Annotated in this window: 14 protein-coding genes; 7 read left to right on the top strand and 7 right to left on the bottom strand. The window is 34.3% G+C overall.

All coding sequences use genetic code 11. The annotated features are described in order from the left end of the window. Positions 1-7: 7 nt before the first annotated feature. The 3 genes from RHAB15C_RS01270 (at position 8) to RHAB15C_RS01260 (ending at position 2,890) form a co-directional block, all read left to right on the top strand. Positions 8-712, top strand: a complete 705-nt coding sequence (locus RHAB15C_RS01270) for a hypothetical protein (RefSeq protein WP_194845508.1) — start codon at positions 8-10, stop codon at positions 710-712. 220 nt (positions 713-932) lie between these two features. After that, entirely contained in the window at positions 933-2,186 is a 1,254-nt protein-coding gene (locus tag RHAB15C_RS01265) for a hypothetical protein (RefSeq protein WP_194845509.1), read from the top strand. 89 nt (positions 2,187-2,275) lie between these two features. Continuing rightward, entirely contained in the window at positions 2,276-2,890 is a 615-nt protein-coding gene (locus RHAB15C_RS01260) for a coiled-coil domain-containing protein (protein ID WP_194845510.1), read from the top strand. A gap of 11 nt (positions 2,891-2,901) precedes the next feature. On the opposite strand, the gene RHAB15C_RS01255 is transcribed toward RHAB15C_RS01260, so the two are convergent. After that, a complete protein-coding gene (locus tag RHAB15C_RS01255; RefSeq protein WP_194845511.1) occupies positions 2,902-3,816 on the bottom strand; it encodes an O-methyltransferase in 915 nt (304 codons plus the stop codon). A 141-nt stretch (positions 3,817-3,957) separates the two neighbouring features. On the opposite strand from RHAB15C_RS01255, the gene RHAB15C_RS01250 reads away from it, so the two are divergent. The 3 genes from RHAB15C_RS01250 to yidD are packed head-to-tail and all read left to right on the top strand — an operon-like array spanning position 3,958 to position 8,873. After that, the gene (locus RHAB15C_RS01250) at positions 3,958-7,554 is read left to right on the top strand and encodes a secretin N-terminal domain-containing protein (RefSeq protein WP_194845512.1); all 3,597 of its coding nucleotides are present in this window, start codon (positions 3,958-3,960) and stop codon (positions 7,552-7,554) included. After that, complete coding sequence (locus RHAB15C_RS01245; RefSeq protein WP_194845513.1) at positions 7,547-8,497, top strand: tetratricopeptide repeat protein; 951 nt, start codon at positions 7,547-7,549, stop codon at positions 8,495-8,497. The genes RHAB15C_RS01250 and RHAB15C_RS01245 overlap by 8 nt, the downstream gene beginning before the upstream one ends. Continuing rightward, positions 8,487-8,873 (top strand): membrane protein insertion efficiency factor YidD, encoded by a 387-nt coding sequence (gene yidD, locus RHAB15C_RS01240; RefSeq protein WP_194845514.1) that lies wholly within the window; start codon positions 8,487-8,489, stop codon positions 8,871-8,873. The genes RHAB15C_RS01245 and yidD overlap by 11 nt, the downstream gene beginning before the upstream one ends. Here yidD and der read toward each other — a convergent pair. The 3 genes from der to RHAB15C_RS01225 form a co-directional block, all read right to left on the bottom strand. Further along, the gene (gene der / locus RHAB15C_RS01235) at positions 8,861-10,267 is read right to left on the bottom strand and encodes a ribosome biogenesis GTPase Der (RefSeq protein ID WP_194845515.1); all 1,407 of its coding nucleotides are present in this window, start codon (positions 10,265-10,267) and stop codon (positions 8,861-8,863) included. The genes yidD and der overlap by 13 nt on opposite strands. A 499-nt stretch (positions 10,268-10,766) precedes the next feature. After that, positions 10,767-10,925 carry a hypothetical protein gene (locus tag RHAB15C_RS01230; protein WP_194845516.1) on the bottom strand — a complete coding sequence of 53 codons (159 nt, stop codon included), beginning with the start codon at positions 10,923-10,925 and terminating at the stop codon, positions 10,767-10,769. Next, positions 10,922-11,377, bottom strand: a complete 456-nt coding sequence (locus RHAB15C_RS01225) for a nucleotidyl transferase AbiEii/AbiGii toxin family protein (RefSeq protein WP_194845517.1) — start codon at positions 11,375-11,377, stop codon at positions 10,922-10,924. The genes RHAB15C_RS01230 and RHAB15C_RS01225 overlap by 4 nt, the downstream gene beginning before the upstream one ends. A gap of 318 nt (positions 11,378-11,695) precedes the next feature. Here RHAB15C_RS01225 and RHAB15C_RS01220 point away from each other — a divergent pair, with 318 nt between their 5' ends. Then, positions 11,696-12,967 carry a CPn0927/CPn0928 family alpha/beta hydrolase fold protein gene (locus RHAB15C_RS01220; protein WP_246587577.1) on the top strand — a complete coding sequence of 424 codons (1,272 nt, stop codon included), beginning with the start codon at positions 11,696-11,698 and terminating at the stop codon, positions 12,965-12,967. A 390-nt stretch (positions 12,968-13,357) separates the two neighbouring features. Here RHAB15C_RS01220 and RHAB15C_RS07305 read toward each other — a convergent pair whose 3' ends face one another. From RHAB15C_RS07305 to RHAB15C_RS01210, 3 genes are all read right to left on the bottom strand, one after another. After that, on the bottom strand, positions 13,358-13,480 hold the full coding sequence (locus RHAB15C_RS07305) for a hypothetical protein (RefSeq protein ID WP_281422361.1): 123 nt from the start codon (positions 13,478-13,480) through the stop codon (positions 13,358-13,360). Between the two features lie 243 nt (positions 13,481-13,723). Further along, entirely contained in the window at positions 13,724-14,302 is a 579-nt protein-coding gene (locus RHAB15C_RS01215; protein ID WP_194845518.1) for a GNAT family N-acetyltransferase, read from the bottom strand. 213 nt (positions 14,303-14,515) lie between these two features. Then, positions 14,516-16,198, bottom strand: a complete 1,683-nt coding sequence (locus tag RHAB15C_RS01210) for a peptide ABC transporter substrate-binding protein (protein WP_194845519.1) — start codon at positions 16,196-16,198, stop codon at positions 14,516-14,518. Positions 16,199-16,204 lie beyond the last annotated feature (6 nt).

Here is a 16,204-nt window from a genome sequence, read left to right as displayed (position 1 = left end):
AAATTTTATGCATATAGTTCGATCAATAACATCTTTTTGTGCTCCAGATCCTATTAGTTTTAATCAAAACCTTGGAAATCGATGTCAAATTTTTTGTTCAAAGTCCCCCTCACCTAACATATTATCTCGTCTTATTGTAGGTGTTATTATAAAAGATGTTATCCGTATTTCTGATATCGCTATCCATATCATTATAGGTTTGGTAAAATTAACTATTTGCACAATAAAGCTGCCTTATTCTATTCCAGCAAGATTATGGGGATCTATTCCAAGCTATGAAATAGGTAAAGAGGGCCTTGCTCATTTAGGTTTTTCTGGATTCTATTTTGCAGATATATTTATTTCCCTGGCGAATATGATAAATAGATATCCTAAAGATTTAATAGAAAAGGTAGAAAACTGTTTCTCTAGGTTTTTATCATCTAAAGAAGAAGTACATAAAACACAACTAGAAGGGCCACAAATAGCCCCTTGTCCTAAACCTGAAACAAATCTAGATGAATCAACTTTTACAACACAAAAGGTAGATACAGACTCGGATACATCTTTTGAAGAAGAGTCTTCTCAATCACAACAGGAAGACCCCTTATATCAAGCACTAGTAGAATGTGGAACGGATCCAGAAAAAAGCAAAATATTAGCTACTAATTACTCTTCAAAGTATCCAAAAAGCTTTCGCCATTCTATAAATTCGATAGTTTCAGAATATTAGATATTATTATTTAACAATAAAAAAACACACATTATGTTTTACAATAAATATATGTTAGTAATAGTGTTATTATTATGAAGCTCATTTATTATATATAAATCATAAAAGCGCTTTAATATTAAACGCATTTTTTTCTTGCTTAGCTTAAAATTAATAAAGCTCTGGCATTGAACCTTACTCTTGTACATGCAAAAGACTACTTAAACAGATAGGAGTTTTTATGAGCATATCTAATCTTGTTGACTCTAATAGAAACCTAGGAAATCAATCTCAAAACTTTTGCTCAAAGAGCTCACCTCCTAATATATTATCTCGCCTTGTAGTGGGTATTGTTATAAAAGACGTTGCTCGTATTTATGATATTGCTATCCATATAATTATAGGATTGGGGAAAATAGCTATCTGCATCACAAAAATCCCTTATTCTATTCCAGCAAGGTTATGTGGATCTACTCCAAACTATGCCATAGGCAAAGAAGGCTTTGCTCATTTAGGCTTTTCTGGGTACTACTTTGCTGATATGTTTATTTCTCTTACAAACACGATAAATAAATATCCTAAAGATAAAATGGAAAAGGTAGAAAATCTTTTCTCTGAGTTTCTAGGCCTAAAAAAAAATGTTATTAGCAAAGAAGAAAAACCTAAAATACAAATAAAAGAAACAGTAGATAGAGAAAGTCTTTTCGTTAAAGAATATGAAAAATATTCCGTTAAAAACTCTCCAGAATCTGCTGAAGAAATGGCAACGCTTTCTGTCAAAAGCCACCCTAAGTTATTCAGTACGTTATATGCAGAGTATGTAGAAAATAACAAAGATCAAAAAAAAGTCGAACGAAAAGCAACAGAATACGCCAATAACTGCATTAGAATATATTCTCCTATGTGTTTAAAATTTCTTAAAAAATGTTCAAAAGAAGAAGCTGAAGAACAAGCACTGCTTTATGCCAAAACTTATGTTAATGCTCACTCTAAAGAATCTGCAAGACAACCAAAAACACAATCAAAAGAGGAAACGAAAGAGAAAGTAGATGTATATGCTAAACATTTCACTGAACTTTTTTTTTCAGAATATCAACGTTGCTTAAAAAATACACCTGAAACCGCTGAAGAACAAGCGCTGATCTTTGCTAAGAAATACCTTGAAATATTTTATAAAGCTTGTACTCTCTCACCTAAAACCTCAAAAGAAAAAGCTAAAGAGATAACAGATTCTCTTTTTAAAAATTACCTCCGTGAGATCCCTAAAATAATAGAAAAGAAAATAAACACAGAATTTTATTTTACGCCATACGCTCAAAAATACATAGAGTGCCAAGCAAATGGCAGAAGAAGTGCTGAAAAAATAGCAACTCGTCACGCCAAACGTCTTACTCAAGAATTAACTCCTAAAATGATAGAGCAATTCAATAAAGCTAAGATGGAATCCATCTTGAATAAGAAAAAGCATAGATTAAAAAAATCAACCTCTATCTAAAAACAAAAAGATTAAAGATTCCGAAAAAACATCAATAAACCTAATAAAATAATCATACTTTTAATTAATAAGATACTATGAGGTCAGTAATGATATCTATAGGTAACTACAATCCCTTATCTTGTGATAACTATATTAACTCTGGAAATTATTTCCAGAAACAGCTCTCAAACGATTCAAATCTGGCTATACGTACGGCTTTTGTGTTTGCAAAAATTGTGGGAAGAGGGCCAGATGTACTTATACATGTAGGTTTAGGTTTTATTAAATTACTAGCTAGTACAGCAATGGCTATTTATTCCATTCCAGCTGCTGCATTTGACTCAATTCCCACACATCATAAAGTTGCCAAACAAGCATTTCGGCATTTTTCTCTTGCCTTATTTTTTATGGCAGATATACCTCTTTCTTTAACTCATATTTTGAAAATGTACCCTGAGCCTCTTTGTAAAAAAATCCAACAAACACTTAGCATATCTTCTAACTATCTTGAATTGGATCAAATTATTGATGGTTTACTCGATACCAGAAACTCCTGTACTAAAATACAAGTAAAAGAAGCAGAAAAAATCTTTCAAGAAAATGAACAATTAAAACAAGAAAATGAACAATTACAAAAAAATTATAAGGAACTAAATCAAAAACATATCGACCTTATCCAAGAGGAACTAATATATATAAACAATCAAATAGAAAAACAATAAATCTAAGAAATTTAAAGCCTTTTAGTAATAACTATAACAAGAGCCTTATCTCCTTTATAATATTTGCAGTTATCAGGCACTTTGATCGATATCTGTTTTTCTTGGTAATCAAGATAGGGATTAGCAATAATTTCAGAAAAGCGAGAATCTATCAGCTTTGAATTAGGATCGCTTAAAAAACAGGAGAATCGAGACCCATTATGCATATGAGAAGCCAAGCAAGGTTGAAGAAAAGAAAATAAACGGTCAGAAAGCCCTTGAAAATTAAAAGGTTGTTTTTCAGAAGGTTCAGGCAAATGCATATTGTGATTTCTTATTAATCTCTCAAACTGCTGCTGAGTAATTTGTTTATTGCTATGGAGCTGCTGTAAAAAAATAACCAGTTGCTCTTCTGGCTCTGATGCTACTGTTTTTACAAAATCATCCAGATCTTGATCGGAATACTTTTGTGTAGATAAATTGGGGAATTGCTGGTTAATTTCTTTAATGAGCAATTCCGCTTGTCTTACAATAAGAGAGGACTCTTGACTTTCTTTTTCTATTTTTTCTAAATACTGCTGACTTTCTAAAGGATAATCGTCAAAAAAAACACAATCGAATACTCCTAAATCTTTAAGAGCATTTTGCCAAGTATCTTCAATAATCGTGACATGAGGATATTTTTTTGCGAAATCGCGCGCTCTTTGTGCGATTAAGGGATGATATTCAATAATCGTATGAGATTTAGGTTTATAAGATTGAATGTGAGTAGCTGAATATCCTAGTCCAAAACCTATTTCTAAGATATCACCGAAAGGTTGCAATTCATCGATGCAAGCTTGCATGTAAGGCTTTTCCCATTCCATCATTACTTGAAATGTATCTTCTTTTAATAAAATTTCCTTGCCGTTTTCATCTTGATCATAGCGCATTTTACAAAAAATCATAAGTAATTCCTATTTTATTAAGCTTTATTCCATAAACAGCCGTTTACAATAAACCAAATAGTATTTTAGGATTCGTTACAAGCTATTTTATCTTTTGTATAGCTCCTTGTAAAAGGGTCATAACCGGAGTCTCCTTAAGCTATGAAAGAATTTCGATCTCACTTTTGTTACAAAATCACTTTGTGTGCACTGCCATTTTCTACTATTGCCTATACTTTAGATACTGCTACTACAGATCCTATTGCGTATAAATTGGAAAATTCTAAGGCCCTTATCTATTCAGATAAGGATACATACACTATTAATTTTAACAACGTATCTATTATCGAGTTAATTCGTTTTGCAAGCAAAATTACAAATTTAAATTTTGTTTTTGAAGAATCAGAATTGCAATTTACTGTTACTGTTGTTTCTGAAGAACCTGTATCTGCTAAAAATGTGATGTCTGTTTTAATACAGGTGCTACGCGTACATGACTTAAATTTAGTGGAACAGAATAAAAATATCCTGATTACTTCTAGTAAAAGAGTCCATCAAATCCCACCAATCATTTCCCAAGATCACCCCGCCTCTAAAATAGAACCTGCAGCTTTAGTAACACGGGTATTTCGGATTAAAAATGCAAATATCAATACGATTGCAAGTATTCTTAGGCCAATGGTATCTGACGCAGCTTTAATCGAAATGTCGCTAGAAACAAAGCAATTAATTGTAACCGACATTGCTGCAAATATAGAACAAATCAGCACCCTTTTAAGTAGTTTAGATGCTCCACATAGCCCCTTAGAAATTGATTCCTATACTGCAAGAAAACTGCCTTTAGATCAGTTAATCCTTTTAACTCAACAAATCATCGCTCCTTTTGTTGAATCCAATCCGATCATTTTCGTTCCTCAATTAGAATCGCATACGATTTATATCGTTTCAACGCCCTATTTAATTGAAAAAGCTATGGAGATTATGGAGGATGTGGATGTCACTTCAGAAACAGGATTTTCTGCAAAACCTGGTTTGAAAAAAGTATTCCTTTATAAAGTCAAGAACCGCACGCTTAGCGAATTAAAAAAGGAATTAGAACAAGTAAGTTCTGAGCTTAAACAAATAGGCAGCTCTCCTTCATTAGCTTCTGCTATTTTTGGTGTTCAGATTTTGCGTGATTCTAATTCTTTATTATTTGTGATTGACGATCAAAGCATTGTCAAGCTACAGGATATTTTAGCAAAATTAGATACTCCTGTTCTTTCAAAAACGGGAAATAGCTCTTTCTTCATTTATAAAATTGAACATGCAGAAGAGCCTCAAATAGCAAACTCTTTGCACCAAATGCTAGAGCATCTTCAAGCTTCTCCTCACCCCGATTCAGATCTTGTTGATGTGATTAAAAGCATGAAATGGATCAAGGAAACCAATTCTTTAGTATTTACAGGAACAAGGCCTGCTTTAAGACAAATAGAAACCATTTTACCTACTTTTGATATTGCACCTCATGAGGCACATCCTAATAAAAAAACACCTCCTAAATCCAATTATTTTGTGTATAAACCGATATATCGCCAGCCAGAGGATTTAGAAAAAGCTTTAAAAGACATGAGTCATGCTCTTAAAACAGGTGGCTTAATCGATAAATCCTTCTTAGCTGCTGTAGCAACTATGCAATGGGTTGAGAGTACAAAATCTTTAGTATTCACGGGAGATCCAGATTCTTTAGAAAAAATCCAAACACTCTTAGTCTCTTTGGATAACAATGAAGGATACCCAGTAGGAGCCTCCTCTTTTTCTATTTACAAACCTAAATATGTTCCTGCAGAAGAGATTCAAGCTGCACTTGTCGATCTGGCTTTCGATCTAAAAGAATCAGGATTAAACGATCCTAAATTACTAAAAACCCTATCTTCTGTGCGCTATGTCGCAGCTACTAAATCTTTTGTATTTGCAGCAGACCAAGAAACCCTTGTAAAAGTACAATCTCTACTCGACAGCATAGATGTTGCCAATGCTTCTGGATCGATCCAACACGTGGGAAGTATCACTTTTTTTGTCTATAATATCCAAAACACCACTGCTACGCAATTAATTGCTTCCTTAAAAAACTTTGCAGCCCAATTGGAAAAATCCACACTACCCGATAAGAGCCTTGCAGAGACCTTAGAAAAAGTGCGCTGGATTAAAGAAACCAATTCTCTATTATTTACAGGAACAGAACAAACTCTTGAGCGTGTACAACAATTAGCACAAAACTTTGATCTATCTAAAGGGGGCAAACCTCCAAAGACCCTCAACGAGCGTAAAGCCAGTACCTTTACCACCTATACTCCCAAATTTGTCAACGGAGATGATTTGATTGAGATTTTGCAAGAGTTTATGAATAATTTAATCAGTGCAGGCGTTTCAGATACCTCTTTATTCGATGCGATTAACAACTTAAAATGGATCCCTAAAACCTCTATTCTTCTGATTTCTGGAGAGCCTACGGCTATTCAGAGAATAGAAGGCTTACTTCAAAAATTTGATATTCCTGGACAGTCAACTCCAAATCCAGCGATTGAATCGATTGATAATACAAGCTTTTTGGTCTACAAATTACAATTTCACGGCGGAGATGATATTCAAATTGCTTTAAAGCAAGTAGTGGCAAGTCTTGCTAAATCCTCCGGAGAATCTTCTGCATTAGCTGATGCTGTAAGCTCTCTACAATGGATTAAAGTAACAAATTCCCTTCTGAGCACAGGACAAGAAGGCATTTTGATTAAACTCAAAGAACTCATCCAAAATTTAGACACGCCTCTTAAACAGGTTTTCATCGAAGTGCTCGTCATTGAAACACGTTTAAACAATGCGCAAAATTTCGGTTTGCAGTGGGGCAGCCAAATGCAGTACTTAAATAAAGCAACAGTCGGTTTTGGAAATTTCCCAGGAGGAGCTCCTTTAGTACAAAGCCAAGCTCCACAAACTTTCTCTCCAACTCTTAAAGGAATCAACGCTACCAATACTCCACAAGGTGGCATGGTTCCTTTTACTAATGGTTTTGATTTAGGCGTCATCGGCGATATCATTATGCATAAAGGAAAGTCCTTTATTTCTTTGGGCAGCTTGGTCAATGCACTACAAACAGATGTAGATACGACAATCGTAATGAATCCTAAGATCATCACCCAAGACAATCGCCAATCCAATATCTTTGTTGGACAAAACGTTCCTTTTACTGGAGCCATTGTAACCAATAGCTCCAATAATACAGTTACTACTTCCAATGTGGAATATCGAGATATAGGGGTAAATTTAACGATTACCCCTATACTAGGTGACAACGACATGGTTACATTAGACATTGTGCATGACATTACAGAACTAGTAAACACTGTTGGTAGCGTAAACAATGCACAGTTAACAGGTATTCAAACCTCACATACGCATATGGACACCAGAGTACATGTCCCTAATAATCACTTTGTGGTTTTAAGCGGAATGATTCAAAATGCTAAAACTCGCCTCAAAACAGGTCTTCCTTGCCTAGGAGGCTTACCTGTGATTGGTGTTTTATTTAGCGAAAATGACCGTAATCTGGCAAAATCTAATGTAATCATTTTTGTTAGACCTCAAATTATTAATTCCTATGACGAATATAAAAAAGTTACCGAACATCAAGAATGGCTTTACAAAGACGACGCTTCTTTACCGATCCTTAAAGAAGAATTTGATGAAGGACTCGACTTGGTTAAACTTCCTGAGAATGAATAAATTCTGTTTATACATTCTTTTTTTATCCAGCTTATGTAGTTGTTATAAAAGAGTTTCTGATGAAATAGAACCTGTACTGCAGTATTCTGTGCATGATCGTTATATAAGAGCGTTGCCTTCTGCATTTGAAGCTCTATCTCACGATGAAGAAATAGCCGACTGGGGCAAAGAGATGCGAATTGCTTTAGGTTTTGCTAAAGAATGCGATCTCTATCAAGCTATCACAGCTTTTAAAAGAGCGGAGATCTTACTCTCTTATTCTGACAGTCCTCGTCTTTTGCAAATACAATATGGGATCCTTATCTGCTACTACATGGGCCAGAAATATGATCAAGCCATTGCTGTTTTTCAAGACAGTGGTCTTAGATATGTCTCTACAGAATTTGCACCATTACATGATCTGCTAGTTGTTCTCTATGATTGCTATATTCAAACCAATCAACAAGACCAAGCCGATCATATTCTGCAGTTATTTAATCAGTATTTTCCTGATCAATCGATGGATTTATACTTATCTAAATCCTTCATGACTGCTGACTTTTCCGCCTTAAATCTTATTGAAGAGAGTTCTTCTGAAAGGCTTTATTTAAGCGATTTTTTACAAGAATACCAAATACATAAAAAGTCTGTTGGTAAAGCACAATTACTAAATGCTCTGCTACCAGGTTCTGGTTATTTGTATTTAGGACAAAAACAATCCGCTCTAACCGCTTTTTTACTAAATGGGTTATTTATCGCTGCATCTGTCTATTGCTTCGATCATGGCAATATCGCAGCTGGAATAATCTTTACAAGTTTTGAAGCCGGATGGTATTTTGGAGGAGTGTATGGCGCAGGCTTAGAGGCTAAATGCTATAATGAACGGCTCTATGAAACTCTAGGTTGTCATTTAATGAGAGAACAGTGTTTATTTCCTATATTGATGCTTAAATATGCTTTTTAGATTACTGCTTCTTTTATTTCCTTTTTATGTGTATGCACTACCAGGCTACTTTGAGCCTTGGGGCAAAGATGCGGATCTCATTTTTCCACAGCAAAAAAAAATAGAGCCGACTTCTTGTTCTTTACCTGTATATGTTGCGGAAAAGATCATTTGGTTCCATCAGCATATTCTATCACCAGTAGATGGACCAAGAAGCCATTTTTACCCCTCTTCTTCTAGCTATATGAAACAAGCCATGCAAAAACATGGCTTTATATTTGGCTTTTTTTTGGGCTGTGATCGTTTACAGAGAGAAAATAGCGATCCTTGGGTATATCGCTGTATCGAGATAGATCGAAAGCTTATCAAATACAATCCAGTGCCTCATTCAAAATAAGAAGAATCTAATTTTTCTAAATCCAACTCTTCTTCTAAATCAATAGCCTGTTTTTCTAATTGAGGATTTGATGAAACTAATTTTCTTTCTTTACGCCCTCTTAAAATAAATTCAATAGGAGAGCCTAAAAAACCATACTGCAAACGAAACTGGTTGATTAAATATTTTTTATAAGAATCAAGCATCAATTCAGGTTTATTGACAAATAGAATAAAACGAGGTGGCTGTACGCCAATCTGTGCCATATAATAAATGCGCAGGCGTTTTCCATCGATCATAGGAGGGTGGTACTTTTGCACAACTTGTTCGATAAACTTATTTAGCTGTCCTGTTGTAACACGACGCAATTGCTGTGCATGCACTTCAGTAACTGCATGAAAAATCTTTTCGATGTTTCTTCCTGTTTCTGCGGAAGTAAACAATAAGGGACAGTGGGTTAGAAAAGGCACATCGAGAGCAAAACTTTTCTGGCAATGCTCCATCCGGAATCCTTTTATAAGGTCCCATTTATTAAATACTAAAACACAACCTTTACCTAAAGCAGCGATCTCATTAGCAATTCGTTTTTCTTGTGTACTAATCCCCTTTTCTGCATCGATTACAAGTACGCACACATCCGCTCGATCCATTGCTCTTTCTGTACGCAAAGCCGCAAACTTATCCACGACTTCTTTCTCTGATTTTTTTTTGCGAATACCTGCTGTATCGATTAAGGTAAACAGTTGATCTTCTAATTGAATCTCTACATCGATAGAATCGCGGGTAGTTCCTGCAATGGGGCTAACCACACATCTTGCTTCTTTTAATAAGTAATTTACAATGGTGGATTTGCCCACATTAGGACGACCAATAATGGCAGTACCAATCCCCTTTATCTCTTTTGTTATCTGAGCAGGAAAGCTAACTCCAAGAAATGCTACCTCTAATAATTCTGCAATCTGAAACTTTTGTATAGCAGAAACTGCAACAACATCTTTAATCCCTAGAGAATGAAACTCATAAATCGCCTGGGCTTTAGAAAAATCATCCACTTTATTTACCGCTAAAACAACCTTCTTTTTAGTACGTAACAAAAATTTTGCTACATACTCATCTAAAAGTGTGACTCCCACAGTGAAATCCACTACCATGATCAATACATCAGCTTCTTCAATAGCAATCTCTGCTTGACGGCGGATCTCTTCTTGGAAAACAATCCTCTGATTAGAATGAATTCCTCCTGTATCGATCACCTCAAAAGATTGACCGAAAAAATCGGCTTCAGCATATAGACGATCACGCGTTATCCCTTCTGCTTCATCTACAATGGCAATTCTTTTTTTGCAAATTGCGTTAAATAAAGCAGATTTTCCGACATTTGGGCGCCCCACCAGAGCTAGTTGTATTGTTTTCATAAGCCTCTTTAAGATTTAAGATAATCATAATAAAAAAAAGCCCATTAAAAAACCATAAATTGCGAAAAATCTAAAAAAATACTTTAATTAAAAGTCATTGAATTTTAAATTCTATTGATAAAATTATTTAATTAAAAAATAGAACTATTTAGATGATGAATATATATAATATTTTTTATCAAAAAGCTATTAAGAATACTTTATCTTTATAGAATCCTCTAATATAATTCCTTATCCTTTATATTAGATCATTACTTATCATCTATTACCACATTTAATCCATAAATTGCAAAAAAAAGATTTTATTCATTTATTCCCCAGGCATTACAGAAAATCTCTTTATCCAAGAAACTTTATGCAATATCATGATTCAATATGTATTTAGCATCAGAGTTTTTGTTATGCAAACAACTCTTAAAATCTTCATTAAATAGCAAGTTTTTTTAGTAAATGAGTCTTAATTAGAATAGACCCTCATCTTTACAAGACTCTATCCAGTTTATGTTCTTACTTTTCTCTGCTTAACTAGACCAGTATTTAAGCGTAGCCAATCGTTAATCGTAGCTATCATTTGAACAATAAGGATTGGTAGATTTTTAGCATTCTCTGCACGCAAGTTTTTTAAATATTGATTCCAGAAATTTTGCATTTGTTTCATATCATCCTCGGTATAAGTAATCGTAAAATAAGAGGAGTCTTTCGATGTTCAAATACCATACATATAATCCTTTCTAGGTTATGAAACGATCGTAACAGCGAAGAAGACACCAAAGAATAAAGATCATGAAAATCTTTCATACGGCTATTGAATGAGCCTCGATAGATAATAGTTTCTAACTTTTCAGCAAAAATAAATTCTTTGGGATAACAAGATAGCTTGACATTACTTTCAAAGAGAGCTCCTTTAGAATATACTATAAATGGAATCGAATACTCAACAATATCTCCAAAACCAATATCGATAGTAAGTTTAAACCTTGTTTTTCCAAAATAGGCCATCATGGATACTTCAGCTCCTGGATACCCCATATGTGGCTGTCTAAGCTCTCTTATCTTAATCTCTTGAAAAATAAATCCATCTTTAAGATCAATGTTTGCAGTTTTTTTCAAAAATGTCTTTTAATCAAGAAGCTTCATTTTGAGACAAAAAAATTCCACTCATTTGCTTATAGCCGATACAGAACATGCCTTCTTAAGGAATGAGTTTCTGTAATTTTCGCTGATCAAAGTTATCTGTCGGTTCATACGACATCCCTATTCTTTTCATAGCAGCTATAGAGCGCTTGTTTGTAAGTGTTGTAAAGCTGATGATTTCATGATGTTTTATAATTAAAGATTAATAATTTTTTTTAATTCGGTTTAAAAATAATTAAAATTTATTATAATAATTGTTAAAATACATGGGTCTTAAACTTAAGAAGGCTATTTATGAGTATACAATCCATATCTTTTCCAAAAGTTTCAACTTGTCAGCAACCCCATTCAAACTTCTTTAAGGATGTACTGCATGGAGATAAGGCATTTTACAAACAATCCGATTATTTAGATGCTACAAGGAGAGATTTTGCCCAAAATAAACCATTGCCCGTGAATTACATATGGAATACTGAAGATAAAACCAGGAGAATAGCAAAGCAAATACTTTCAATTATCATTTTCCCCATAGGGATTTATCAGCTTCTTCATGCTCTCGCAGGAAAAGTAGCTTTATTGCCTGCTTCAAATTCACTCATTATGGCTCTTGCTTACTTCTTTCTTAACGATTTTTCTGAGAGTTCTGTTATATATCTTATTAAAAATTTCGCTAATATAGTTAGGTCAAAGGTTTTTTTAGAGAGTGAATGGAAATATAAACGTATTACCGTCGAAGTGGATGGTTATAAAATAGATGCTGTAATCATGGGAAAAGAGTCCACATTGAATAATCTAAGATGGACGTTAGTGTCTATTGGAAATGGGGAGTTATACGAAGCCACCTTATGTGAAGGGCATGATTTAAAATGTCTTTTACACCAGATTAATAGCAATGCTATAGTGTTTAATTACCCAGGGGTTGGAGCGAGTTCAGGTTTACCTAACAGACAAGCAATGGCAAAAGCTTACCGTGCTATGCTTACCCTCTTAGAAGATCAACAAAAGGGAATAGGGGCCAAAGAAATTATTGGATATGGGCACTCCATTGGTGGTGGCGTCCAAGGTGATGCGCTAAAAACTCATGAATTAAAAAAAGATATTAAATACGTATTTGTTAAAAGCAGGACTTTTTCAGATTTGAGCACAGCAGCCTCTGCTATAACAATCAGGCCATTAGGTTTTTTGGTAAAAATGCTAGGATGGAATATGGGCTCTGTAGAATCTTCAAAAAAGATACAAGTTCCAGAAATTATCATGCAAACAAATTTTGATAAACTGAAGCTCGGATTCAATTCAAAAATCTTTATCCAAAAAGCTGGGAGTAAGTATCATATAGATCTCAAGAAAGCTCAGAAGCTTAGTTGTACAAGCAGTTCACTAGATGATTTAATCAAGGATGATGATGGTGTTATACCAGCTAGTGCTTCATTAGCTAAAGTATTATTAAAAGACAAAGAGTGGTCCCCAAGAGAGAATCAAATATTTATTGGAATACGAGAAAGCCATAATGATCCATTAATTGATCCTTCATTTTTGACGGAACAAATTGAAGCATTACTGGTCTAAGGCTATCCATTTCCTAAGAAGATCAAGCAACTGCTAAAAGGGGAAAGGAGGGCTTAGGTCTTCCTCCTCTTTTAAAAAAGAAGAGAGTCTGTTTAAAATCTATTCAAGAGTAGAGCTATAAAAGCTAGAACTGCCCTATTTGGGCTTGTATTGAATGCTCTTTCACAGTGTAAAAGAACGCTCTACAACCCATCTTTCTAGAAAATACTTTTAAAAGTGTGAAGTTCATATTTTTTTACATCTTAATCGATTAAGTAAATCAAATGAATTAATTCTTCGCGATTTAGTTTTTTGATTTGATCCTGGTTTGTGAACTCAATAACCCCTTCCATAAGCGCTTGCTTTTTTCAATCAACTTGCGAATGTGCTCTTCAATGGTGTTTTTAGTGATTAATTTAAATACTTGTACTCCTCGATTATGACCAAACGGATGCAGATACTAAGATCTACTCCAACACCTGCTGCTTGTAGAGAAGCAGCAAAAGCAGGGTCTTGTTTAAATCTATCGAGCATTTCTCTGCAATTATGCGTACTTCCTCTAGTACCTGCAAAACCAATAATATTCTGTTCTTTGAGATATTTTTTAATTAAGGTTAAGTATGCACTTCCTAATGTAAAACTGTGGTTCTTTTCTGCCTCTGCTATCTCATTCTCTAATTCTTCAAAACCTACCCAATTTAAATCTAATGGGTAGGTTTTGAAGAATTAGTTCTAAAAAATTTTAATTTTTAAATATCTGCAAGAAAAAAAACTCATCTATATAGTAGATGGACTTAAGTTTTTTCCATATTTACCTTTGACTCTTAGCCGATATAAAACATGTCTTCTTAAGGGATGACCTTCTGGTAATTTTGGATGGTCAAAATCATCTTTTGGGTCATGTGACATCCCTATTCTTTTCATAACAGCTATAGAGCGCTTGTTTGTAAGTGTTGTAAAACTGAGGATTTCATTAAGATGCAATGTCTCAAATCCATATTTCAAACAAGCCATGGCTCCTTCTGTTGCATAGCCTTTACCCCAAAAATCTGCCATTAGTCTCCAACCTATTTCAATAGCTGGTGTAAAATGCGCTGCGAACTTCACACGATTTAAACCAATAAAACCGATAAAATCAGCCCCTCCTATTATAGAAACCGCCCAGAGCCCAAACCCCTGTTTTTTAAAATCTTCTATAATCCGATGATATTCTTCTTGACTCTCTTTGTAGCCTTTTACAGAGGGAAAATGTTTCATGACTCGTGGATCTTGATTAAGCTTGGCAAAGGGTTCAAGATCTTTTTTTTTCCAAGGTCGTAAAATAAGTCTCTTTGTTTGGATTGTATTTTTCCACATAGCAATTTATTTTGTGTTTTTTAAAAGTATTAACATCCGATGCTGTTGGATGATTTGTATCCATTTATTTGTTCCAGAAGATATAGGCATAATAATAAAGAATAACAGATATAAAAACCTCTTTGGTAAGGCCTAACTCTTTTAATCTCTCTTCTAGCAAAACACGTGCTTGAATAATATCATGATCTTCAAAAAAGAGCCACACAGCAACAATTAACGAAGAATCTTTTGAGCGTATTTATTTTCCTGTTGCACTCTTTGATCTTCAGCAGATAGCGGTAACAGTGTTCTATCTTTCCACCAAAGAGGTATGGTAAAAGGCAAGCGAGGATTTATCATATATACATAATCTGCATGATATAAAGGAATCACAGGCATCTCGCTTAAAAGCAGTTTTTCCGCTTGTTCTAGAGTTTGTAATCTTGTATCTCCTTCTTCGTAAAAAGATCGTTCAAGCAATTGAATATATTCAGGGTGCTCCCAATTTGAGAAATTCATTCCATAGGTTTTGTATTTAAATCTTTCAAGAATGCTCATTGGGTCAGGATATGTTTCATCCCAGCGCATAAAAGACATATTGTAGTCACCACGAAACAATCGATCTAACATAATGCTAAAATCCAAACACTCTAGCTTAATAAAAACGCCTAGATTCTTTAACCATTGTTGCTGGAGTACTTGAATTACTGCATTTTTTTCGGGAGCTCTTTGGCCATAGCAGAGACCTACAGATTCAAATATTTCTTGACCAACTCCTAGTTCTTGTAGGCCTTCCTCTAATAAAATTTGCGCTTGACGTATGTCATTGTCTTTAAAAAAACAACGGTAGCGATTTTCTTTTAAACAAGGAGGAATGAGGTTTGTTGCTGCTAAACTTGCTTGATAAGCTGTATTAATATACTCTGTTGTAATATTTTTTTTAATCCCTTTTCCAAATAATCCAATCAATTCTTGACGATTGATGGCAAGACTAAATGCTCTACGAATTTTAGGATGGCTAAAGGGAACTTTATCAGTATTGATGTGAATAAGTATAGTAGATGATCTTGGCTCTCGAGAAATTGTCCATTTTTTTTCTAACCTAGGAATCGCTTCTAGCGGAATATCGGTTAAAGCATCTCCAATCACATCTATTAAACCTTTTTCAAACATCTCTAAAGTCACTGCATCATTTTCAACGATGTTAAAAATAATTTTTTCTGGACGTAGATCTTCTGTTTTGCGGTATTTAGGATTACGTTTAGCAATGATTTGATTTTCTCGAGCCCACTTTTCTAAAGAATAAGGACCATTACATAAGAAGTTAGGTCCTGCATCATGATCCCAATTAGGGTTTTTGCGATCATTTTCAATATTTACAGGGAAAAAAGTACAGAAAGAAAGTAGCTTAAAAAGATAGGGAGTAGGTTTTTCCAGGATAATCACAAGGGTTTTTGCATCCACTGCTTTGATACCCACTTCATCGAGAGAAACAAGTCCTTTCTTTGCTGCATCTGCATTTTTTATAGGAGAAAATAACTGCGCGTTTGTAGAAGGAAACTTAGGATCAAGAATATCTTTCCAAGATTGTTCGAAATCATAAGCGGTAACGGGAGTATTATTAGACCAAACAGTGTCTCTCAAATGAAAAGTATAGGTGAGTTTATCTTCGGATACTTCATAAGATTTGGCTTGAGCAAGCTTTATAGAGTGATCTGGATACATTTTCACTAGTCCTTCAAAAAATAAAAACCGCATTTGTGACGAGCGCATATCCCCTCTTTTGCGTGGATCCATTGACTTAGGTTCAGCTCTCATATTGAGGCGAAGAATTAACTCCTTGCTTTTAGGTTTAATAAAAGGAAAAAAGAAAAATGCGCTCATAATGATAAGAACAAAAATACCAATATATTTCATGAGAAT

Source organism: Candidatus Rhabdochlamydia porcellionis (assembly GCF_015356815.2).
GTDB lineage: Bacteria > Chlamydiota > Chlamydiia > Chlamydiales > Rhabdochlamydiaceae > Rhabdochlamydia > Rhabdochlamydia porcellionis.
This window is presented reverse-complemented; position numbering and strand designations above follow the sequence as displayed.